This window comes from Flavobacterium sp. (assembly GCF_044368995.1).
Taxonomy (GTDB): domain Bacteria; phylum Bacteroidota; class Bacteroidia; order Flavobacteriales; family Flavobacteriaceae; genus Flavobacterium.
Genome location: NZ_JBIPMS010000026.1, coordinates 1 through 19,297 on the forward strand (window position 1 = coordinate 1; position 19,297 = coordinate 19,297).

Genomic DNA, 19,297 nt, shown 5'->3' on the forward strand with positions numbered 1-19,297 from the left:
AAGAAAATATATTGGTATCTATTTCAGTTGAATTTCCGATTTCTAAAATGGTTTTAGGTTGAAAATACCGCACGACTCTAAAAAGTAACTTATTTTTTTTTGAAGTATTTTTTAAAAGTGAATATTCTGGAAATTTTGTTTTATCATAAAAACATTTCGTAACCAAATCAAACACAAAAGGCGAATGCACACCGTGTTCGTTTTTTGAGTTCCAAAGGAATTTTAAATATGATATTATTAAATGATTCATATATTTTGCCACAGATTAAATGATTTTCACGGATTATAATAATTAAAACAAAAAATCTGTGTTAATCTGTGAAATCCGTGGCCAACTTTTATTATTCTATTTTTGAGCTCAATTCAAACCAGCGTGCTTCTTTTTCTTCTAATGATTGAATTATTTTTTGTAATTCGTTTGCTTTGGTTTCAATTTTATCATCAGCTACTTTACCGTCCGAAAATTCTTGTTCAATTTGTTTCTTTTGATATTCTAAATCTTTAATTTCTTTTTCAATTTTATTAAATTCCTTTTGTTCGTTGAAATTTAAACCCGCTTTTGCTGGTTGGTTTTGTTTCCAACTTCCTTTATCGGTACTCACATTATTTAAAACTTTTGGTTCCACAGAATCTTCATAACTTCTAAAATCTGAGTAATTTCCAGGAAAATCTTCAATTTCACCACCGCCTCTGAAAACAAATAAGTGATCTACAATTTTATCCATAAAGTACCTGTCGTGACTCACCACTAACAAACATCCAGGAAAATCTAATAAAAAACTTTCTAACACATTTAGCGTTACAATATCTAAATCGTTAGTAGGTTCATCTAAAATTAAGAAATTCGGATTCTGAATTAAAACCGTACATAAATACAAACGTTTTAGTTCGCCACCACTTAATTTTTCTACAAAATCGTATTGTTTTTTTGCATCAAACAAAAAACGTTCTAATAATTGCGAAGCGGAAATAATTTTTCCTTTCGTAAGCGGAATGTATTCTCCGTATTCTTTTATAATATCAATTACTTTCTGACCTGGTTTTGGGTTGATGCCACTTTGCGTATAATACCCAATTTTAATCGTATCACCAATAATTACTTTCCCAGAATCTGGTTCCATAGTTTTAGTTAAAATATTTAAGAAAGTTGATTTACCTGTACCGTTTTTACCAATAATTCCAATACGTTCACCACGTTGAAACGCGTAGGTAAAGTCTTTTAAAATGGTTCTGTCAGGGAAATTTTTGTTCAATTTTACCATTTCGATAATCTTGCTTCCCATGCGCTCCATATTAATTTCGAGCTCTACCACATTTTCTTTACGTCGACTTTCCGCTTTTTCCTTAATCACGTAAAAATCATCTTGACGCGATTTGGATTTGGTAGTTCTTGCTTTTGGTTGACGACGCATCCAAGCCAATTCCTTAATGAAAAGGTTTTGTGCTTTGTCGATACTGGAGTTTTCAGAAATTTGTCGTTCTTCTTTTTTCTCTAAATAGTACGAGTAATTTCCTTTGTATTGATACAGTTTTCCGTTATCTAATTCAATAATTTCGTTACAAACACGTTCTAAAAAGAATCGGTCGTGCGTTACCATAAATAAAGTGATATTTTCTTTGGCAAAATAATCTTCTAGCCATTCAATCATCTCTAAATCCAAGTGATTGGTTGGTTCGTCTAAGATTAATAAATCAGGTCGATTAATTAAGATTATGGCTAACGATAAACGCTTTTTTTGCCCTCCAGATAATTTTTTTACTTTTAATTTTAAATCGTCAAGTTTTAATTTTGATAAAATTTGTTTGTATTGTGTTTCAAAATCCCACGCATTAAATCGATCCATATCATCAAACGCTTTCTGATACTTTTCTTCGTCTTCTGGATTTTCTAATGCCTTTTCGTAGTTTCTAATTACTAGTAAAATTTCATTATCCGATGCGAAAATACTTTCTTCAATGGTTAATTCTTCTTGTAAATTAAAATTTTGACTTAAAAATGCCATTTTAATCCCTTTTCTTATAACCACTTGCCCGGTGTCAGGCTCATCTAAACCATTAATCATATTCATAATTGTGGTTTTTCCAGAACCATTTTTGGCGATAAATGCAATTTTTTGGTCTTTATTTATTCCAAAAGAAATGTCTTTAAAAAGGACACGTTCTCCGTAAGATTTTGATATATTTTCTACTGAAAGGTAATTCATTTGCCAATTTGTAAATTATACAATTTGGCAAAACGCCAATTGTTTTGCAAAAGTAGACTTATTATTTGAGATTTAAAATTTAGATTTTTGCATTTCATAAATAAAAATTGCAACTTTGACATATCAACCAATTGGCAAATTGACTAATTAAATTGACACATTAAAACTAAATGCAATTATCCGTTATCATCCTTAATTATAATGTGCGCTATTTTTTAGAGCAATGTGTGCGTAGTGTTCAGAAAGCGCTTGAAAACATGGATGCTGAAATTATTGTTGTAGATAATAATTCTTCTGACGATAGTTGTTTAATGATGAAACAACTTTTTCCAAATATCAAACTTATTGAAAATAAAGAAAATGTAGGGTTTCCAAAAGGGAATAATATCGCTGTACAAGAATCTAAAGGCGAATATATTTGTATCCTAAACCCAGATACTGTTGTTGCAGAAGATACGTTTAAAAAGCTATTAACTAAAAGCTATCAGCTGTCAGCTGGAATAATTGGATGTAAGTTGATAGACGGCACTGGAAATTTTCTACCTGAGAGCAAACGGGGTGTTCCAACGCCTTGGGTTGCTTTTACTAAAATTTTTGGTTTATATAAAATATCAAAAATTTTCGGAAAATATTATGCACAGCATTTGTCTGAAAATCAATCTGGAAAAGTTGCTATTTTAGTTGGCGCTTTTATGTTTATGAAACGTGATTTATATATTAAAGTAGGTGGATTTGATGAGAATTGCTTCATGTATTCGGATGATATCGATTTGAGTTATATGATTCAGAAATTAGGAAAAGAGAATTTCTATTTTCATGAAACATCCGTAATACATTATAAAGGAGAAAGCACGGTTAGAGATGCCAACTATTTGAATCATTTCCGAGAAGCCATGCAGTTTTTTTATAAAAAGCATTTCAAAAAATCGTGGTTTTTTGATAAATTTCTTCAAATAGGAAGTTTGTTATTTGCGATTATAAAACAAAAACAACCACAAAAATTAGTAAGTAAAATTGATAAATACATTGTGTTTTCAAAAAATAATATTCACTTGAATTTAAATAAACAAATTGAATATTTAACTGATTTTGAACAATTTACTGCTTGTAAAAATATCAATATTGAGGTTGTTTTTGATACCAATTCGTTTTCTTTTGCAGAAATAATTCATTTTATGGAAAAACATAAATCGAAAAATATAACTTTTAAGAACTATATTTCGCAATCAAATTACGTAATTGGTAGCAATAATTCAACTGATAGAGGCGAAGTATTACTTTTTTGATTTTTTGATTTTTTCGTGACAAAACATGAAAATATTTATTAATTTTGCAGTAATAATTAAAGAACTCAACATTACAATAATAATATGGCAAGATTTGAATTGAAACTTCCAAAAATGGGAGAGAGTGTAGCAGAAGCAACCATTACAAATTGGTTAAAAAAAGTGGGTGAACATATTGATATGGATGAAGCGGTTTTAGAAATTGCTACAGACAAAGTAGATAGTGAAGTGCCTTCTGAAGTTTCTGGAACTTTGATTGAAATTTTGTTTCAAGTTGATGATGTAGTTCAAGTAGGGCAAACCATTGCCATAATAGAAACAGAGGGCGAACCAATTGCCACAATTCCTGAAGTAAAATCGGAGGCACCAGTAGCAGTTTCAGAAGTTGCTAAAACGGTTGAGGTTGCTATTGAAGCAAGTGCTCCAGCAGATTTTTCAGGTTCAGATAAATTCTTTTCGCCATTAGTAAAAAATATGGCAAAAACAGAAGGCATTTCCTTAACTGAATTAGAATCTATTTCAGGTTCAGGCAAAGATGGTCGTGTAAATAAAGAAGATATTTTAAAATATATTGAAACTCGCAAGTTGCAAGTTACAAGTTCAAATGTTGTTGCGCCTGCAACTTCAACTCAACAACTTAAAACCCAAAACCCTACACCAGTTTCAGTAAACGGAGGCGACGAAATTGTTGAAATGGACAGAATGCGTAAGTTGATTTCGGGTTACATGGTGGCATCAGTTCAAACTTCAGCACATGTGCAGTCATTTATTGAAGTTGATGTGACAAATATCGTAAAATGGAGAGAAAAAGTAAAAACAGCATTTGAAAAACGCGAAGGAGAAAAACTAACGTTTACGCCAATTATGATGGAAGCGGTAGCAAAAGCCTTAAAAGATTTTCCAGGAATGAATATTTCTGTTGATGGCGATTACATAATTAAACGTAAAAATATCAATTTAGGAATGGCAGCAGCTTTACCAAACGGAAACTTAATTGTTCCTGTAATTAAAAATGCAGACCAATTGAATTTAGTTGGTATGGCAAAAGCGGTTAACGATTTAGGTGGTCGTGCAAAAGCAGGAAAATTAAAACCAGACGATACACAAGGCGGAACTTATACAGTAACTAACGTAGGAACATTTGGTTCTGTTTTTGGAACACCAATTATTAACCAACCACAAGTAGGTATTTTGGCTTTAGGAGCGATTAGAAAAGTACCAGCAGTTATTGAAACACCAGAAGGAGATTTCATAGGAATTCGTCAGAAAATGTTCTTATCACACTCTTATGATCACAGAGTTGTAGATGGCGCTTTAGGTGGTAGTTTTGTGAAACGTGTAGCAGAATATTTAGAAGCCTTTGATGTAAATAGAGATTTTTAAGTAAAAATAAATAATAATTCACCCAATAGTTCATTTACTATTGGGTTTTTTTAACTTTGCACTTCAAAATATAAACATGGAACTTAAACTGACAAGACCAATCTGTTTCTTTGATTTAGAAACCACCGGAATAGATGTTGGAAAAGATAGAATCGTTGAAATATCAATTTTTAAGGTGTTTCCAAACGGAAATAAAGAAAGTAAGACTTGGTTGGTGAATCCGACAATTCCAATTCCGCCTCAAACTACCGCGGTTCATGGCATTACAAACGAGAACGTAGCCAACGAGCCTACTTTTGCAGAATTGTCATCCCAAATTTATAATATGATAAAAGATTCAGATTTAGCAGGATATAATTCTGATAGATTTGATATTCCATTATTAGCAGAAGAAATGCTTCGTGCAGGTGTTGATTTTGATATGAAAAACCGCGTTTCAGTTGATGTACAAACTATTTTTCATAAAAAAGAAGAAAGAACACTTACTGCGGCATTAAAATTTTATTGTGATAAAACATTAGAAAACGCCCATTCAGCAGCTGCAGATACCATGGCAACTTACGAAATTTTGTTAGGGCAATTGGAAAGATATCCTGATTTGCAAAATGATATGAAAGCATTATCAGAATTTACTACTCGTAAAAAATCTGTCGATTTTGCTGGTATGATTGTGATGAATGATAAAGGCCAGGAAATGTTCAGCTTTGGAAAATATAAAAATGTTTTAGTGGATGAGGTGTTTGATAAAGATCCAGGTTATTTTGGTTGGATTCAAAACGCTGATTTTCCGCTATATACAAAAAAAGTGTTAACAGGTTTGAAGTTGAGAAGGTTAAATACAAAATAGGTAAAATGTTAAAGGTAATGGGTTAAAGGTTTAGCCCAATACCCATCACCCAACACCCTAAAAAAATGAAAATCATTTGCATTGGCAGAAATTACGCCGACCATATTTCAGAATTACAAAACGAACGTCCAGATGAGCCGGTTATCTTTATGAAACCCGATACGGCTATTTTACCTAAAAAAACACCATTTGTCATTCCAGAATTTAGTAATGATGTGCACCATGAAGTGGAGGTTTTGGTAAAAATTTGTAAAGTAGGAAAATACATCAATCCGAAATTCGCACATAAATATTACGATGAAATTGGTTTAGGAATAGATTTTACAGCTCGTGATGTACAAAATGCGTTAAAAGAAAAAGGATTGCCTTGGGAAAAAGCGAAGGCTTTTGACCATTCAGCGATTATTGGTGACTTTTTACCGAAAATAAATTTTCCTTCTTTAGAAAATATTAACTTTGAATTAAGGAAAAATAATGAAATTGTTCAGCAAGGTGCTACTTCAATGTTGTTATGGAATATTGATGAAATTGTTTCTTATGTTTCGCAATTTTTCACCTTAAAAAAAGGAGATATTATTTTTACAGGAACCCCTAAAGGAGTAGCAGCAGTGAAAGAAAATGATGTGTTAGAAGGTTATTTAGAAGGCAAGCAAATGTTTAAAATACAAGTAAAATAATGGCTTTACAGTATAATTTATCAAAAGTTTATGAAATTTCTGAAAATGATAACGAATTTGCACTTCAAATTGCTTCTTTGTTTTTAGAAGAAGTGCCTTTCGAAATTCAAGCCATGAAAAATGCAATTGAAGAAAAAGATTATTCCAAAACCTATGCATCTGCTCACAAAATTAAACCAACCCTGGATTTATTAGGTATTGATATGGCTTATGAAGACGTATTATTAATTATCGAATGGACCAAAGAAAAAGGCAAGCGAAAAGAAATTAAAGATGTGTTTAAAACGCTAAAAGTAAGAATTGGTGACGCAGCAGATGAAATTAAAAAAGATTTTAAATTATAAAAAGATACTTTATTATATGTTTAGCCACGCCTTAAGCGTGGTTTTCTTATTTTTACGAAAATTATAAAAATGAAAGCAGCAGTTATCACAATTGGAGATGAAATATTGATAGGTCAAATTATTGACACAAATTCTTCATACATTGCAAAAGCATTAGACAAAATTGGAATTGCTACTTATGAAATGTTATCCATTTCAGATGATAAAAATCATATTTTAAAAACGTTAAGTGAAGTTCAAAATAATTTTGATGTTGTTTTAATTACCGGCGGATTAGGTCCAACAAAAGACGACATTACCAAAAAAACATTTTGCGAGTATTTTGATGATGTTTTGGTTAAAAACGATGCTGTTTTTGAACAAGTAAAAAGTATTATTGAAGGCATACATAAAAAACCCATTACGCAATTAAATATAGACCAAGCATTTGTTCCTTCAAAATCAAAAGTGCTTTTTAATAAAATGGGAACCGCTCCAGGAATGCTTATGGAATATCAAAACACGGTGTTTGTTTCTTTGCCTGGTGTACCTTATGAAATGAAGTATTTGGTTGATAATGAAGTAATTCCGTTTTTGGTAGATAAGTTCGAGCGGCCTTACATTGTTCACAAAACACTTATAACTTATGGCAGAGGCGAAAGTTTAATTGCGGAACAAATTGATGATTGGGAAACTAATTTGCCAAGTTTTATTAAATTAGCCTATTTGCCGAGTCCTGGAAAAGTTAGATTACGATTGACTGCTAGGGGCTTAGATGAAGCCATTTTGAAAGATGCTATTATATCGGAAATTGAAAAATTAAAACTTTTAATTGGTGATATCATTGTTGGTTTCGACGAAGAGGAAACCATCGAAGTAGTTTTAACCAGATCATTAGCCGAAAAAAACCTTAGTTTGGCAACTGCTGAAAGTTGCACGGGAGGAAAAATCGCACAACTAATTTCATCTGTTCCTGGTGCTTCAGCTTGTTTTAAAGGTGGAATTGTGGCGTATTCTAATCAAATAAAAATAGATGTTTTAAAAGTAAATCCTGATACAATTAAACAGTTTTCTGTGGTTAGTAAAGAAGTGGCAAAAGAGATGGCAATTAATTGCAAAACTATTTTTAATACAGATTATGCCATAGCTACAACAGGAAATGCAGGACCAGCTAAAGGAAATAGTGAAGCCGAAATAGGCGTTGTTTGTATAGCAATAGCTACACCAAATGAAGTTTTTGTTGAAGAATTTAATTTTGGTCAACCGCGCGAAAAGGTTACAGATAGGGCAGTTTATAAAGCATTGGAATGGCTGTATAAAGAAATTTGAAAAAACTAACTAAAAATAGTTGCATAGTAAAGTAAAAATTCTTTTCTTTGCACCCTTATTTAGAATAACGATTTAAAAGTTTAGAATAATGTCAAGAGTTTGTGAACTAACAGGAAAAAGAGCAATGGTTGGAAACAACGTTTCTCACGCGATGAATAAAACTAAGAGAAAATTTTCAGTTAACTTAGTGAAAAAACGTTTTTACATTGCAGAAGAAGATAGATGGGTGAGCCTAAAAATATCTACAGCAGCATTAAAAACAATTAACAAAAATGGTATTGCCGCAGTTTTGAAAAAAGCTAAAGCAGATGGATTTGCAAAATCTATTTAATCATTTAAAAATATACAAAAATGGCAAAGAAAGGAAATAGAATCCAAGTAATTTTAGAGTGTACTGAGCACAAAGAATCTGGTCAACCAGGAACTTCTCGTTACATTACAACTAAAAACAAAAAAAACACACCAGATAGAATGGAAATCAAAAAATTCAATCCTATCTTGAAAAGAGTAACTGTTCATAAAGAAATTAAATAATTAGAAGCTTAATTTAAGTTTCAGATAAAACATACTAAGTCATGGCAAAGAAAACCGTAGCAACTTTACAAACATCTTCTAAAAGATTGACTAAAGCAATCAAAATGGTGAAGTCACCTAAATCTGGTGCTTATACATTTGTGGAATCAGTAATGACTCCTGAAGAAGTAGATGCGTTCTTAAAAAAGAAATAATCTAGTATTAAAGATATTAAAAAAGCTATTTTCATTTGAAAGTAGCTTTTTTTATTTTATTTTTGTTTTAATATTAATGAAAATCATATCATTATACACCAAATTCAATGAGTTTTTTTAAAAAAATATTTTCATCTAATAAAAGTGAACCTGTAATTACTGAACAGGAAAAGCAGCAATTAGCTAAAGGATTAGAGAAAACCAAAACTTCTTTCTTTTCTAAATTGACTAAAGCCGTTGCTGGAAAATCTAAAGTAGATGATGAGGTTTTAGACAATTTGGAAGAAGTACTCATTTCTTCAGATGTGGGAGTAAATACCACTTTAAAAATCATACAGCGAATTGAAAAAAGAGTATCTCAAGATAAATATTTAGGAACAGACGAGCTTAATATCATATTAAGAGAAGAAATTGGATCGTTATTATCTGAAACCAATTCTGGTAACGATTCTGAATTCACTATTCCAATAAATACTAAACCTTATGTAATTATGGTTGTTGGTGTAAATGGAGTGGGAAAAACAACTACCATTGGAAAATTAGCATATCAGTTTAATAAAGCGGGATTTAAAGTTGTTTTAGGTGCTGCCGATACATTTAGAGCTGCTGCCATTGACCAATTACAAATTTGGGCAGATAGAGTAGGCGTACCGATGGTAAGACAACAAATGGGTTCGGACCCAGCTTCTGTTGCTTTTGATACTTTGCAGTCAGCAGTAGCGCAAAATGCAGATGTTGTGATAATAGATACTGCCGGTCGTTTGCACAACAAAGTAGGTTTGATGAATGAATTGACCAAAGTAAAAAATGTAATGCAAAAAGTAGTTCCAAACACGCCAAATGATGTCATGTTGGTACTTGATGGCTCTACGGGACAAAACGCATTCGAACAAGCTAAACAATTTACTGCTGCTACAGAAGTTTCTTGTTTGGCAGTTACCAAATTAGACGGAACTGCAAAAGGTGGCGTTGTAATAGGTATTTCAGATCAATTTCAAATCCCAGTTAAATATATAGGCGTGGGAGAAGGCATTGAAGATTTACAAGTATTTAATAAAATAGAATTTGTGGATTCTTTCTTTAATTAATTTTTTAATGTATGATGCATTTTTTTAAAAATATGACCAATTCAAAGTTGTTATTTATTGCTTTAATTTCAGCTGTTTTAGCCTTTCCTTTCGATTTAAAATTTTTAGGATTTATGCAAAGTGAAAGTATTTTTATGTCATTACGACTGCTTTCTTTTATTTTGTTTATGTACGTTGTCATTAAAGTAATTAATGGTAAGACCAAAAAACCCGCTGGAAAGAAATAATATTTATTTAGAATTTAGTGAGGATGTCAATTTTTGATACTTTATTATTTTAATTAAATTTTGTAAAAACATATCAATTAAAAAAGCCCAATTTCAATTGAAATTGGGCTTTTTTAATTGATATAATTTAGCGCGGTTACTTCGCAATATTTACCGCTCTGGTTTCTCTAATAACAGTTACTTTAACTTGACCTGGATACGTCATTTCTGTTTGAATTTTATGTGAAATTTCAAATGATAATGTAGCGGCTAAATCGTCTGAAACTTTCTCACTTTCTACTAAAACACGTAATTCTCTACCTGCCTGAATGGCGTAAGCGTTTTTAACTCCTGGAAAGCTGTATGCTACTTCTTCAAGGTCTTTTAAACGTTGAATGTAAGAATCCAATACTTGACGACGTGCGCCTGGTCTGGCTCCAGAAATAGCATCACACACTTGAATAATTGGAGAAATTAAATATTTCATTTCAATTTCATCGTGGTGAGCACCAATTGCGTTACAAACTTCTTCTTTTTCACCATATTTCTCAGCCCATTGCATTCCTAAAATAGCGTGTGGCAATTCGGTTTCTGTATCGGGTACTTTTCCGATATCGTGTAACAAACCAGCTCTTTTGGCTAATTTTACGTTTAAACCTAATTCTGCAGCCATTAAACCACATAATTTAGAAACTTCTCTTGAGTGTTGTAGTAAGTTTTGTCCGTATGAAGAACGGTATTTCATTCTACCTACAATTTTAATCAATTCTGGGTGCAATCCGTGAATTCCTAAATCGATAACGGTACGTTTTCCAACTTCAATAATTTCTTCTTCAATTTGTTTTTTCGTTTTTTCAACAACTTCTTCGATTCTAGCAGGGTGAATTCGACCATCAGTTACTAATTTATGAAGTGCTAAACGAGCAATTTCTCTTCTAACAGGATCAAAACATGATAATATAATAGCTTCTGGAGTATCATCTACAATGATTTCAACACCTGTTGCAGCTTCAATGGCTCTAATGTTTCTTCCTTCTCTACCAATAATTCTACCTTTTACATCATCCGATTCAATATTGAAAACAGATACACAATTTTCAACAGCTTCTTCTGTACCTACACGCTGAATGGTGCTGATAATGATTTTTTTAGCTTCTTGTTGGGCTTGCATTTTGGCTTCTTCAATAGTTTCTTGAATGTGCGCCATAGCATTGGTTTTGGCTTCTGCTTTTAAACTTTCAACCAATTGATTTCTTGCATCATCTGCAGATAAACCAGAAATAACTTCTAATTGTTCAATCTGACTCTTGTGTAATTTGTCAACTTCTTGAGATTTTTTATCTAAATTTTCAATTTTGTTTTGGTATTCTATAATTTTAGCTTCAGCGTCGTCATTGATTTTCTTAGCTTTTGCTAATTCACTTGAAACTTGAGATTCTTTATCTCGTGTTCTTTTTTCGGCTTCAGCCATTTTTTTGTCTTTGGACAAAATCTCATTTTCGTGTTCCGATTTTAATTCTAAAAATCTTTCTTTAGCTTGTAGTAGCTTATTTCTTTTTTCAGTTTCGGCTTCTGCTTTCGCATCTCTTAAAATTGAACCGGCTTCTTTTTGAGCGTTTTTAATAAGATTTGAGACATTGCTTTTTTCAAAAATTTTAGCAATTGCAAATCCTATAGCCAATCCGACGATTCCAATTATTATACTTGATAATTCCATAATTAGGTTTTGTTTAATAAAAAAGCCCACATTAGGTGTTTGAATAAACTCGATTCAGACAGGATTTGAGCTAAAACGATGTTCAAGGATTTCCGATGAATCGGAACGTGCTTTAGTATCGCAAATTCACTCATTTAATAGTTAGTGTTGAGTTTATCAAATATTTACTAATGTGGGCAGTACTTTAGTGTTTTTGTATGAACGTTTTTCTATTATTTTGAAAGTAAACTTTCAATTTTTTCGTCGAGTTTTTTAAGTCTCTCAAATGCTTCTACTGCATCAGTAGAAGTATCTATTTGAGTTTGTTCTATCTGAGAAGCAAATTGTAAGGCACACATAGCCAATACATCTTGTTTATCTCTTACTGCATAGTTAGCTTCAAATTTTTTAATTGTAACATCTATTTTTTTTGATGCTGTCCGTAGACCTTCCTCCTGAGTAGTTTCCACTGTTAATGGGTATACTCGGTCTGCAATTGAAATTTTTATTTTTAACTTTTCTGTCATAATTATTCAGAAAGTTGTGCTATACAATAGTCGATTTCTCTAATCAACGAATTTATTTTCAGTTTTGTTTCTTTCTTGTATTCTTCACTGCCCAGAAGAGAATTTGTTATTTTTAAACTTTCCAATTCGTTATTTAACGAAATGATATGCTCATTTTCTAGTTGAGTGGTTTGTTTTAAATTTTTCAATTCATTAGATAAATTTTCGTTTAATTGCTCTAAATTTTCTATTCTTTTAGATAATTTAAAGAATTTTACTTCTAAGGAATCTATAATTTTCGACAATTCACTCATTATAACATAATTCTTTTCGTGATTCTACAAATTTAAAACTTCAATATCGAAATTCAATACTTTTTTTCAAAAAAAAATAAAGTTTTTTTATTTTGTAAACTTTTTTTAGTTTTCTTCTGTTTTTTTACTCTTAATAAAATCTAAAATTAGTGTTGCAATTAATTTCCCGGTTAAATGATTATTGTTCGATGAATCTAAGTCAGGAGCTCCTTCACATATGTGAAAATAACTGGCATGTACTTCTTTTCCAGCTAAATGAATAAAATGTCTGGCTTTTTCAACACTAAAACCACTTAATGTCATGGCACTGCTATGTATGTTCGGAAGGGCATCCAAATCAAGTTCTACTCCAAATGGGGTGTTCGAAATAAATTTTATGGCTTGTGTAATTTCTGTAGTAAAACTTTTGGTTTTTCGTACTGCTATTTCTTCATATGTTACATATTTCACTCTTTCTTCAATAGATTTTAGTGTATTGAATACACTTTTTGATACAAAATTCTCATGTAAGCCGAATATAAAATATTTTTTTAAGAATCCTTCTTCAAATGCATAAGTAAAGCCATTTCCACTATGACGACCTTCCATAATTCTGAAATCAGTATGTGCATCAAAATTTATCGCATTTACTGGCATTCCTTTTGCTAATGCCAATCCTTTTATATTTCCATAAGCATTGTTGTGTCCTCCTCCAATAATAATTGGAATTTTATTAGCTTTTATGATGGTGCTAATTACAAATGAAACATCTTTATCAATTTTTTCTACTAATTGAAATAGTTTTTTTCGATCTTCTTTATTTTGAGTATCTAAAGTTTTGGAAATTTCCATTTCTACAGAAAAATTTATTTCACCTAAGACAAGTAATTCGTCGCCCTTGCAAAATTTATTATGTTGAAAGTTTACTAAACTTTTTAAAGCACTTTCAAAAGCGGAAGCAGCACCAGTTCTGCCTAAATTGGCTTTTATTCCTATGTCTTCAGGTAAACCAATCAAAACAAATTTTGCTTCGGAAAGCGTTATAAATTCTATCCAATTAACATCACTTGGAACTGTAAGTATTTTTTCGCCAAACTTTATTTCGCCACTTCTATGTTGCGTAATTTTTGCTATATCTCTTGAACTGAATACGTTTAATTTATCCATTTTTATGTTTAAAAAGTGTTTTCAAATATAATATTTTAAAGATACATTACGTTATATAGTAATAGAAATAAATAAAATTTTATTTTTGCATTAAATTTAAATAAAATCAAAATGGAGTTAAATCAATCAAATTCTAGAAATTCAGGATTAAAAGTAATTATGATTATCTTGGCATTATTATTAATGGGAAGTTTGGCTTATGTTTATAAGTTGCAACAAGATAAAGATGCAGTAGATTCAACTTTGTCCAAAACACTAACTGAAAAAGAAAAATTCCAATCTGAATTGGAATCTAAAATCGCAGAATATGATGTCGCCATTGCAGATAATACAGCTTTGAAAGGAGAATTAGAAGAAGAACAAGCTAAGATAATGGAATTGTTAGAGAAAATTAAAAAATCTGACGGTAGTATAGCTGAACTGTCTAAATATAAAACGCAGTATGTAAAACTTAAACGGGAAATGGACAATTTAATTACCGAAAACAATGTGTTGAAAGAAAATAATTCTACCCTAACTAAAAACTTAGATAGTACAAATGTGGTTTTAACTAATGCAAAAACAGCAAATGACACATTAGTAGTTAAAAATGACAATCTGTCTAAAACAGTTGAAAAAGCACAAAAATTATCTGTTCTTAATATAACCACTTTTGCAGTAAAGCAAAAAGGTTCAGGAAAGCAAATTAATACAGATAAGGCAAGTAGAGCCGATGTCTTAAAAATTGGTTTTACGATTGCAGAAAATCAAGTTGCAAAAACAGGGGACAGAACCTATTACATTCAAGTGATAGACAGTAAAAATAATGTTTTAGGAGAAAAGAAAACGGAATCTTTCGGAGCAACATATTTACCATACAGTTTTGAGAAAACCATTAAATACGAAAACAAAACAGTGCAAGTTCAAGAAGATTTATCTGTGAAAAGTATTTCTGAAGGAACTTATTTTGTTAATGTATTTGATAAAAAAGGAGTGTTGGTTTCAAAAAGTAGTTTTCAATTGAGATAATTTTTTACTATTTTTAAAAAGAGAAACGCTGCAATTTTTTAGCGTTTCTCTTTTTTTTTTATTCCTTAATATTGGTTGATTCTTTAAATTTTTCGTTTACTTTTTTCCAATTAATTACATTAAAGAAAGCATTAATATAATCTTTTCGTTTATTTTGGTACTTAATGTAATAGGCATGTTCCCATACGTCTAGTGCTAAAATAGGTGTGCCCTTTTTTTCTGCATTTGGCATTAGTGGATTATCTTGATTAAAAGTAGTTGTTATTACTAATTTTCCCGAATTGTCTTTAATTAGCCAAACCCAACCTGAACCAAATAATTTAGTTGCGCTTTCAGAAAATTCATTTTTGAAGGCTTCAAAAGAACCAAAATCTTTATTTAAGGCTTCTAAAACTTCATCTGTAGCGTCTCCGCCATTTGCACTTAATATGTCAAAAAATAAATTATGGTTATAATAGCCACCAGCATTATTTCTAATGTCTGATTTACTTGTATCTAATTTTTTTAGAATTTCTTCTATAGATTTGGAAGCCAAATCTGTGTCTTTTAAAGCGGCATTAAGTTTATTGCAATAGGCTAAATGATGTTTTGAATAATGTAATTCCATAGTTTCAGCATCTATAAAAGGTTCTAAACTTTTATAAGAATAAGGCAAGCCATTCATTTGAAAAGCACCATCTTCATCTTCAGCTTGCACATCAGATGGGTTGCCTAAAGTATTTTTTTCAATTTTTTCTGGTTCAGGAATGGTAACTTCAATTAGTTCTTTTTCTTTTTTACAACTAGTACTTAAAACGGAAATTAGCAGTAATACAAGGATTTTATTTTTCATTTTTAAAATTTTTAGGTTTTTACAAAAATAAAAAAAGACACACATTACTGTCTATCTTTTAGCATTTGATTTATTATTTCAATATATTTTTCTTTGGCTTCGTTGGCAGTTAAATGTCTAACTTGCATCCAAGCATTTTGTTTAAAGGCTGTAATTACTTCGTCAGATTCATAGCCATGATGACTATAGCTTATGTTTCCGGAAAGTGCTTGTTTGTAATAGGCATAAAGCACTAACTGCACGTCTTGTGGCACAGAAGTTTTAGGAATTTTTTCATTGGCATTTTGAATTGCTTCCTTAAATCTTTCATCTAAAGATAATTGGCTCATTTATTTTTTTGATATTACTGTTTTGTTTCCAATCGCTTTGTCACCTAATTTTACATTTATAGGTGTTCCAATCGGAAAATATAAATCTACTCTAGATCCAAATTTAATAAAACCTGCATCTTCACCTTGAATAACAGTCATGCCTACTTCTGCATAGTTTACAATTCTTTTGGCTAAAGCGCCAGCAATTTGACGGTACATAATATCGCCATATACATTATTTTCAATTACTATTGTGGTTCGTTCGTTTTTTTCGCTAGCTTTTGGATGCCATGCTACTAAAAATTTTCCAGGGTGATATTTGCTGTATTTTACAATTCCATTTATAGCATATCGAGTAACATGAACATTAATTGGTGACATGAAAATAGAAACCATCAATCTTTTGTCTTTGAAATATTCGGATTCGTATACTTCTTCAATTACTACAACTTTTCCATCAACAGGTGCTAATACGTAGTTATCACTAATTATAGCAATTCTTGTTGGGTTTCTGAAAAACTGAAGGATTAGTACTAAAAATCCCAAAAGGACAACTTGTAAAATTTTGCAAATTATTATATTGCTTTCGTGAAATAAATGGTCTACACCGAAAATACCTAAAACGGTAATTAAAGTAGCAATTAATATAATTTTTGAGCCTTCTGGATGAAACTTAAGCATAATAGAAATAAATTAAATATAATATATATAAAAAAGGAATAACAAAAATAACACTATCTAAGCGGTCTAAAACTCCACCATGACCCGGCATAATATTTCCGCTGTCTTTTACACCTGCTTCTCTTTTGAATTTAGATTCTACTAAATCGCCAAGAGTACCAAATATTGAAATAATTAATGCACTAATAATCCACAAAGTTACATTAAAAAAAGTATAAAATCGACTAATTATTATCGAAGCGAGCAGAGTAAAAACGACTCCACCTATAAATCCTTCAATTGTTTTTTTAGGTGAAACACTTTCTAGTAACTTATGTTTTCCAATTGATTTTCCTATTAAATATGCAAAAGTATCATTGCACCAAATCATTATAAATAGGGCTATAACAATTTCATATTTTGCAGGATTTATAAAATTAGGAAGAGAAATTAGTAATATAAAAGGAAGTGTAATGTAAAGAAAAAAATGACTGTATGTTTTGTGGTATTTATGAAAAGATATGTTTTTAAATAAATTTATCAAAAGCAAAATATTAAATCCTACACAACCAATTGATATGTAAAATAATTTAACTGGTGCTGACTGATTTATAAAGAAAAGTACAGAAATTAAAACTCCACCAATTGCGAATAGATAATACAATTTATAGTTTGTTATTTTAGAAAATTCATAAATACTTAAACACATAAAAACGGTGAATAGAATATGAAATGTTATTGGTGAAAATAACGTACAAAAAACAAGCAGTGCAATATAAACAGCACCACTAATAGCTCTTGTTACATTTTCAGTCATTTTATAAATCTTCTAGTAGAATTAAGTATAAGTTTTTATGGCAACTTCCATAATGAAGAAAATCTTCTTCTTTTGTTTTTTCAAAATACTTAATAGCAGTAATGTTTGTAGGGTATTCTTTGTCGTATTTTGTTTTGATGTTTCTTAAGCCATCGCCTTTCGTCATTAAAAGCTGACTAGTAGAAGCATAAACAATAATATTGGTAGGTAATTCGTCAATTTTGAATTGTTTTAATTGTTTGGATGAAAATAATATCGAACCTTCATCGGCAATTAAGTTTTCGCAAGCTGTAAAAAAGAAAGATGGATTTGTGGCATTTTTATACTCTAGTCTGTTTTCATCAAGAAAATTAAAAAGCCTTGAATCAAAGCATTGTACCTCATTTTCAAACCAATCGTTTTCTTCTAAAATATTTTCAAAGTTCTCATGAGCTTCTTCCATATTAGAACAATAAATAAATTTTCCGCCATTATTTTTAAAATTAATGGTAAATAATTCATCTACTGGCGTATCTATATCGGCTGCATATTGGCTTATTTCGACGTTTTTTTCCTGATTAACAGCTTCGTCTTGATTGCCAAATATCTTCTTGAAAATATTCATTTTGTTTTTCTAACAATTCTTATGCACCAAATATAAAAAAATCTTAACTTAAAATCACTTTCAAATTAAGATTTTTTATAAAATATTTTGTTAACAATTTATTCTGTTATAATTTCTGAATTTTTTTCCGTAATAGTTTCAGGTTCTTCTTCAACAATGTCATAGGGTCTTTTACCAAAAATAGTTTCTAAATCGTCTTTAAAAATAACTTCCTTTTCAATTAAAATAGCAGCCAAAGCTTCAAGTTTTATTCTGTTTTCAGTCAAAATAGTAATGGCTCTTTGGTATTGTTCTTCAATTAATCCTGAAATTTCATTGTCAATTATTTTTGCTGTATCATCTGAATAAGGTTTAGAAAAATTATAATCCGATTGTCCTGATGAATCGTAATAAGTAATATTTCCAATTTTATCATTCAGACCATAAACGGTAACCATAGCACGAGCTTGTTTGGTAACTTTTTCTAAATCTGAAAGTGCACCTGTAGAAATTTTATCGAAAACTACTTTTTCAGCAGCTCTTCCACCCATAGTGGCACACATTTCGTCTAACATTTGTTCAGTTCGAACGATTTGTCTTTCTTCAGGCAAATACCAAGCAGCACCTAAACTTTGTCCACGAGGAACGATAGTAACTTTTACTAATGGAGCGGCGTGTTGTAACATCCAACTTACTGTTGCATGACCTGCTTCGTGAATGGCAATGGCATGTTTTTCTTCTTTAGTAATAATTTTATTTTTCTTTTCTAAACCGCCTACAATTCTATCAACAGCATCTAAAAAGTCTTGTTTATCTACTGCCTTTTTGTTTTTTCTTGCTGCGACTAAAGCAGCTTCATTACAAACATTAGCAATATCTGCTCCAGAAAATCCGGGAGTTTGTTTGGCTAAAAATTCAGTATCTAATGTTTCAGCTTTTGTAATTGGTTTTAAATGTACTTCAAAAATTTCCTTACGCTCTCTAATATCTGGTAAGTCAACATAAATTTGTCTGTCAAAACGTCCTGCACGCATTAATGCTTTGTCTAAAACGTCTGCTCTGTTGGTTGCAGCTAATACAATTACATTCGAATTGGTACCGAAACCATCCATTTCTGTTAACAATTGATTTAACGTATTTTCTCTTTCGTCGTTACCGCCTGACATATTGTTTTTGCCACGGGCTCTTCCTACCGCATCAATTTCGTCAATAAAAATAATTGCTGGTGCTTTTTCTTTGGCTTGTTTGAATAAATCTCTAACTCGAGAGGCACCAACACCTACAAACATTTCTACAAAATCTGAACCCGATAAAGAGAAAAAAGGCACGTTAGCTTCTCCAGCAACTGCTTTC

The 19,297-nt window shown here is 30.9% G+C and carries 23 protein-coding genes and 1 pseudogene; 12 read left to right on the forward strand and 12 right to left on the reverse strand.

Features of this window, described 5'->3' with window-relative positions; genetic code table 11:
• Both ACIQ2I_RS03480 and ACIQ2I_RS03485 read right to left on the reverse strand, forming a co-directional pair.
• Nucleotides 1–250, reverse strand: a pseudogene (locus ACIQ2I_RS03480) (class I SAM-dependent methyltransferase); the annotation flags it as partial.
• A 91-nt stretch (nt 251–341) separates the two neighbouring features.
• Nucleotides 342–2,204, reverse strand: a complete 1,863-nt coding sequence (locus ACIQ2I_RS03485) for an ABC-F family ATP-binding cassette domain-containing protein (RefSeq protein WP_396181040.1) — start codon at nt 2,202–2,204, stop codon at nt 342–344.
• Nucleotides 2,205–2,374: 170 nt separating this feature from the next.
• Between ACIQ2I_RS03485 and ACIQ2I_RS03490 the strand changes: the two genes are divergently transcribed.
• The 11 genes from ACIQ2I_RS03490 (at nt 2,375) to ACIQ2I_RS03540 (ending at nt 10,092) form a co-directional block, all read left to right on the forward strand.
• A complete protein-coding gene (locus tag ACIQ2I_RS03490; protein ID WP_396181041.1) occupies nt 2,375–3,490 on the forward strand; it encodes a glycosyltransferase family 2 protein in 1,116 nt (371 codons plus the stop codon).
• A gap of 84 nt (nt 3,491–3,574) precedes the next feature.
• Nucleotides 3,575–4,873: a dihydrolipoamide acetyltransferase family protein gene (locus tag ACIQ2I_RS03495; RefSeq protein WP_396181042.1), complete on the forward strand. Its 1,299-nt coding sequence runs from the start codon at nt 3,575–3,577 to the stop codon at nt 4,871–4,873.
• Nucleotides 4,874–4,949: 76 nt separating this feature from the next.
• A complete protein-coding gene (locus ACIQ2I_RS03500) occupies nt 4,950–5,720 on the forward strand; it encodes an exonuclease domain-containing protein (protein ID WP_396181043.1) in 771 nt (256 codons plus the stop codon).
• A gap of 65 nt (nt 5,721–5,785) precedes the next feature.
• On the forward strand, nt 5,786–6,397 hold the full coding sequence (locus tag ACIQ2I_RS03505; protein WP_396181044.1) for a fumarylacetoacetate hydrolase family protein: 612 nt from the start codon (nt 5,786–5,788) through the stop codon (nt 6,395–6,397).
• Nucleotides 6,397–6,741 (forward strand): histidine kinase, encoded by a 345-nt coding sequence (locus ACIQ2I_RS03510; RefSeq protein WP_396181045.1) that lies wholly within the window; start codon nt 6,397–6,399, stop codon nt 6,739–6,741. Before ACIQ2I_RS03505 ends, ACIQ2I_RS03510 begins: the two co-directional genes overlap by 1 nt.
• Nucleotides 6,742–6,810: 69 nt before the next feature.
• The gene (locus ACIQ2I_RS03515) at nt 6,811–8,049 is read left to right on the forward strand and encodes a CinA family nicotinamide mononucleotide deamidase-related protein (protein ID WP_396181046.1); all 1,239 of its coding nucleotides are present in this window, start codon (nt 6,811–6,813) and stop codon (nt 8,047–8,049) included.
• Nucleotides 8,050–8,137: 88 nt separating this feature from the next.
• Entirely contained in the window at nt 8,138–8,380 is a 243-nt protein-coding gene (gene rpmB, locus ACIQ2I_RS03520; RefSeq protein WP_396181047.1) for a 50S ribosomal protein L28, read from the forward strand.
• A gap of 20 nt (nt 8,381–8,400) precedes the next feature.
• Nucleotides 8,401–8,583, forward strand: a complete 183-nt coding sequence (gene rpmG / locus ACIQ2I_RS03525) for a 50S ribosomal protein L33 (RefSeq protein WP_091308983.1) — start codon at nt 8,401–8,403, stop codon at nt 8,581–8,583.
• Nucleotides 8,584–8,624: 41 nt separating this feature from the next.
• Complete coding sequence (locus tag ACIQ2I_RS03530) at nt 8,625–8,777, forward strand: DUF4295 domain-containing protein (RefSeq protein WP_396181048.1); 153 nt, start codon at nt 8,625–8,627, stop codon at nt 8,775–8,777.
• Between the two features lie 107 nt (nt 8,778–8,884).
• On the forward strand, nt 8,885–9,865 hold the full coding sequence (gene ftsY / locus ACIQ2I_RS03535) for a signal recognition particle-docking protein FtsY (RefSeq protein WP_396181049.1): 981 nt from the start codon (nt 8,885–8,887) through the stop codon (nt 9,863–9,865).
• Nucleotides 9,866–9,876: 11 nt separating this feature from the next.
• Nucleotides 9,877–10,092 (forward strand): hypothetical protein, encoded by a 216-nt coding sequence (locus ACIQ2I_RS03540; RefSeq protein ID WP_396181050.1) that lies wholly within the window; start codon nt 9,877–9,879, stop codon nt 10,090–10,092.
• Nucleotides 10,093–10,228: 136 nt separating this feature from the next.
• Here ACIQ2I_RS03540 and rny read toward each other — a convergent pair whose 3' ends face one another.
• The 4 genes from rny to ACIQ2I_RS03560 form a co-directional block, all read right to left on the reverse strand.
• Nucleotides 10,229–11,788 (reverse strand): ribonuclease Y, encoded by a 1,560-nt coding sequence (gene rny, locus ACIQ2I_RS03545; protein ID WP_396181051.1) that lies wholly within the window; start codon nt 11,786–11,788, stop codon nt 10,229–10,231.
• A gap of 212 nt (nt 11,789–12,000) precedes the next feature.
• A complete protein-coding gene (locus ACIQ2I_RS03550) occupies nt 12,001–12,294 on the reverse strand; it encodes a cell division protein ZapA (RefSeq protein WP_396181052.1) in 294 nt (97 codons plus the stop codon).
• A 2-nt stretch (nt 12,295–12,296) separates the two neighbouring features.
• The gene (locus tag ACIQ2I_RS03555; RefSeq protein ID WP_396181053.1) at nt 12,297–12,587 is read right to left on the reverse strand and encodes a hypothetical protein; all 291 of its coding nucleotides are present in this window, start codon (nt 12,585–12,587) and stop codon (nt 12,297–12,299) included.
• Nucleotides 12,588–12,692: 105 nt separating this feature from the next.
• Nucleotides 12,693–13,733: a formimidoylglutamase gene (locus ACIQ2I_RS03560; RefSeq protein ID WP_396181054.1), complete on the reverse strand. Its 1,041-nt coding sequence runs from the start codon at nt 13,731–13,733 to the stop codon at nt 12,693–12,695.
• A 111-nt stretch (nt 13,734–13,844) separates the two neighbouring features.
• Between ACIQ2I_RS03560 and ACIQ2I_RS03565 the strand changes: the two genes are divergently transcribed.
• On the forward strand, nt 13,845–14,741 hold the full coding sequence (locus ACIQ2I_RS03565; RefSeq protein WP_396181055.1) for a hypothetical protein: 897 nt from the start codon (nt 13,845–13,847) through the stop codon (nt 14,739–14,741).
• 58 nt (nt 14,742–14,799) lie between these two features.
• Here the strand turns inward: ACIQ2I_RS03565 and ACIQ2I_RS03570 are convergent, their stop codons facing one another.
• From ACIQ2I_RS03570 to ftsH, 6 genes are all read right to left on the reverse strand, one after another.
• Nucleotides 14,800–15,573, reverse strand: a complete 774-nt coding sequence (locus ACIQ2I_RS03570) for a superoxide dismutase (protein WP_396181056.1) — start codon at nt 15,571–15,573, stop codon at nt 14,800–14,802.
• 44 nt (nt 15,574–15,617) lie between these two features.
• On the reverse strand, nt 15,618–15,902 hold the full coding sequence (locus ACIQ2I_RS03575) for an acyl-CoA-binding protein (RefSeq protein WP_396181057.1): 285 nt from the start codon (nt 15,900–15,902) through the stop codon (nt 15,618–15,620).
• Nucleotides 15,903–16,565 (reverse strand): phosphatidylserine decarboxylase family protein, encoded by a 663-nt coding sequence (locus ACIQ2I_RS03580; protein ID WP_396181058.1) that lies wholly within the window; start codon nt 16,563–16,565, stop codon nt 15,903–15,905. It lies immediately after the preceding gene.
• The gene (locus ACIQ2I_RS03585; protein ID WP_396181059.1) at nt 16,558–17,361 is read right to left on the reverse strand and encodes a phosphatidate cytidylyltransferase; all 804 of its coding nucleotides are present in this window, start codon (nt 17,359–17,361) and stop codon (nt 16,558–16,560) included. The genes ACIQ2I_RS03580 and ACIQ2I_RS03585 overlap by 8 nt, the downstream gene beginning before the upstream one ends.
• A 1-nt stretch (nt 17,362) precedes the next feature.
• Nucleotides 17,363–17,965, reverse strand: coding sequence for a lactate utilization protein B/C (locus tag ACIQ2I_RS03590; RefSeq protein WP_396181060.1), 603 nt, complete (start codon nt 17,963–17,965; stop codon nt 17,363–17,365).
• Between the two features lie 98 nt (nt 17,966–18,063).
• Nucleotides 18,064–19,297: ATP-dependent zinc metalloprotease FtsH (ftsH, locus tag ACIQ2I_RS03595; protein ID WP_396181061.1), on the reverse strand; the 1,234-nt coding region annotated here is incomplete at its 5' end.

What these genes read in the sequence shown, in the direction of transcription:
- ACIQ2I_RS03485 (WP_396181040.1), bottom strand. Translation starts at nt 2,204, where the DNA reads ATGAATTACCTTTCAGTAGAAAATATATCAAAATCTTACGGAGAACGT.
- ACIQ2I_RS03490 (WP_396181041.1), top strand. Translation starts at nt 2,375, where the DNA reads ATGCAATTATCCGTTATCATCCTTAATTATAATGTGCGCTATTTTTTA.
- ACIQ2I_RS03495 (WP_396181042.1), top strand. Translation starts at nt 3,575, where the DNA reads ATGGCAAGATTTGAATTGAAACTTCCAAAAATGGGAGAGAGTGTAGCA.
- ACIQ2I_RS03500 (WP_396181043.1), top strand. Translation starts at nt 4,950, where the DNA reads ATGGAACTTAAACTGACAAGACCAATCTGTTTCTTTGATTTAGAAACC.
- ACIQ2I_RS03505 (WP_396181044.1), top strand. Translation starts at nt 5,786, where the DNA reads ATGAAAATCATTTGCATTGGCAGAAATTACGCCGACCATATTTCAGAA.
- ACIQ2I_RS03510 (WP_396181045.1), top strand. Translation starts at nt 6,397, where the DNA reads ATGGCTTTACAGTATAATTTATCAAAAGTTTATGAAATTTCTGAAAAT.
- ACIQ2I_RS03515 (WP_396181046.1), top strand. Translation starts at nt 6,811, where the DNA reads ATGAAAGCAGCAGTTATCACAATTGGAGATGAAATATTGATAGGTCAA.
- rpmB (WP_396181047.1), top strand. Translation starts at nt 8,138, where the DNA reads ATGTCAAGAGTTTGTGAACTAACAGGAAAAAGAGCAATGGTTGGAAAC.
- rpmG (WP_091308983.1), top strand. Translation starts at nt 8,401, where the DNA reads ATGGCAAAGAAAGGAAATAGAATCCAAGTAATTTTAGAGTGTACTGAG.
- ACIQ2I_RS03530 (WP_396181048.1), top strand. Translation starts at nt 8,625, where the DNA reads ATGGCAAAGAAAACCGTAGCAACTTTACAAACATCTTCTAAAAGATTG.
- ftsY (WP_396181049.1), top strand. Translation starts at nt 8,885, where the DNA reads ATGAGTTTTTTTAAAAAAATATTTTCATCTAATAAAAGTGAACCTGTA.
- ACIQ2I_RS03540 (WP_396181050.1), top strand. Translation starts at nt 9,877, where the DNA reads ATGATGCATTTTTTTAAAAATATGACCAATTCAAAGTTGTTATTTATT.
- rny (WP_396181051.1), bottom strand. Translation starts at nt 11,788, where the DNA reads ATGGAATTATCAAGTATAATAATTGGAATCGTCGGATTGGCTATAGGA.
- ACIQ2I_RS03550 (WP_396181052.1), bottom strand. Translation starts at nt 12,294, where the DNA reads ATGACAGAAAAGTTAAAAATAAAAATTTCAATTGCAGACCGAGTATAC.
- ACIQ2I_RS03555 (WP_396181053.1), bottom strand. Translation starts at nt 12,587, where the DNA reads ATGAGTGAATTGTCGAAAATTATAGATTCCTTAGAAGTAAAATTCTTT.
- ACIQ2I_RS03560 (WP_396181054.1), bottom strand. Translation starts at nt 13,733, where the DNA reads ATGGATAAATTAAACGTATTCAGTTCAAGAGATATAGCAAAAATTACG.
- ACIQ2I_RS03565 (WP_396181055.1), top strand. Translation starts at nt 13,845, where the DNA reads ATGGAGTTAAATCAATCAAATTCTAGAAATTCAGGATTAAAAGTAATT.
- ACIQ2I_RS03570 (WP_396181056.1), bottom strand. Translation starts at nt 15,573, where the DNA reads ATGAAAAATAAAATCCTTGTATTACTGCTAATTTCCGTTTTAAGTACT.
- ACIQ2I_RS03575 (WP_396181057.1), bottom strand. Translation starts at nt 15,902, where the DNA reads ATGAGCCAATTATCTTTAGATGAAAGATTTAAGGAAGCAATTCAAAAT.
- ACIQ2I_RS03580 (WP_396181058.1), bottom strand. Translation starts at nt 16,565, where the DNA reads ATGCTTAAGTTTCATCCAGAAGGCTCAAAAATTATATTAATTGCTACT.
- ACIQ2I_RS03585 (WP_396181059.1), bottom strand. Translation starts at nt 17,361, where the DNA reads ATGACTGAAAATGTAACAAGAGCTATTAGTGGTGCTGTTTATATTGCA.
- ACIQ2I_RS03590 (WP_396181060.1), bottom strand. Translation starts at nt 17,965, where the DNA reads ATGAATATTTTCAAGAAGATATTTGGCAATCAAGACGAAGCTGTTAAT.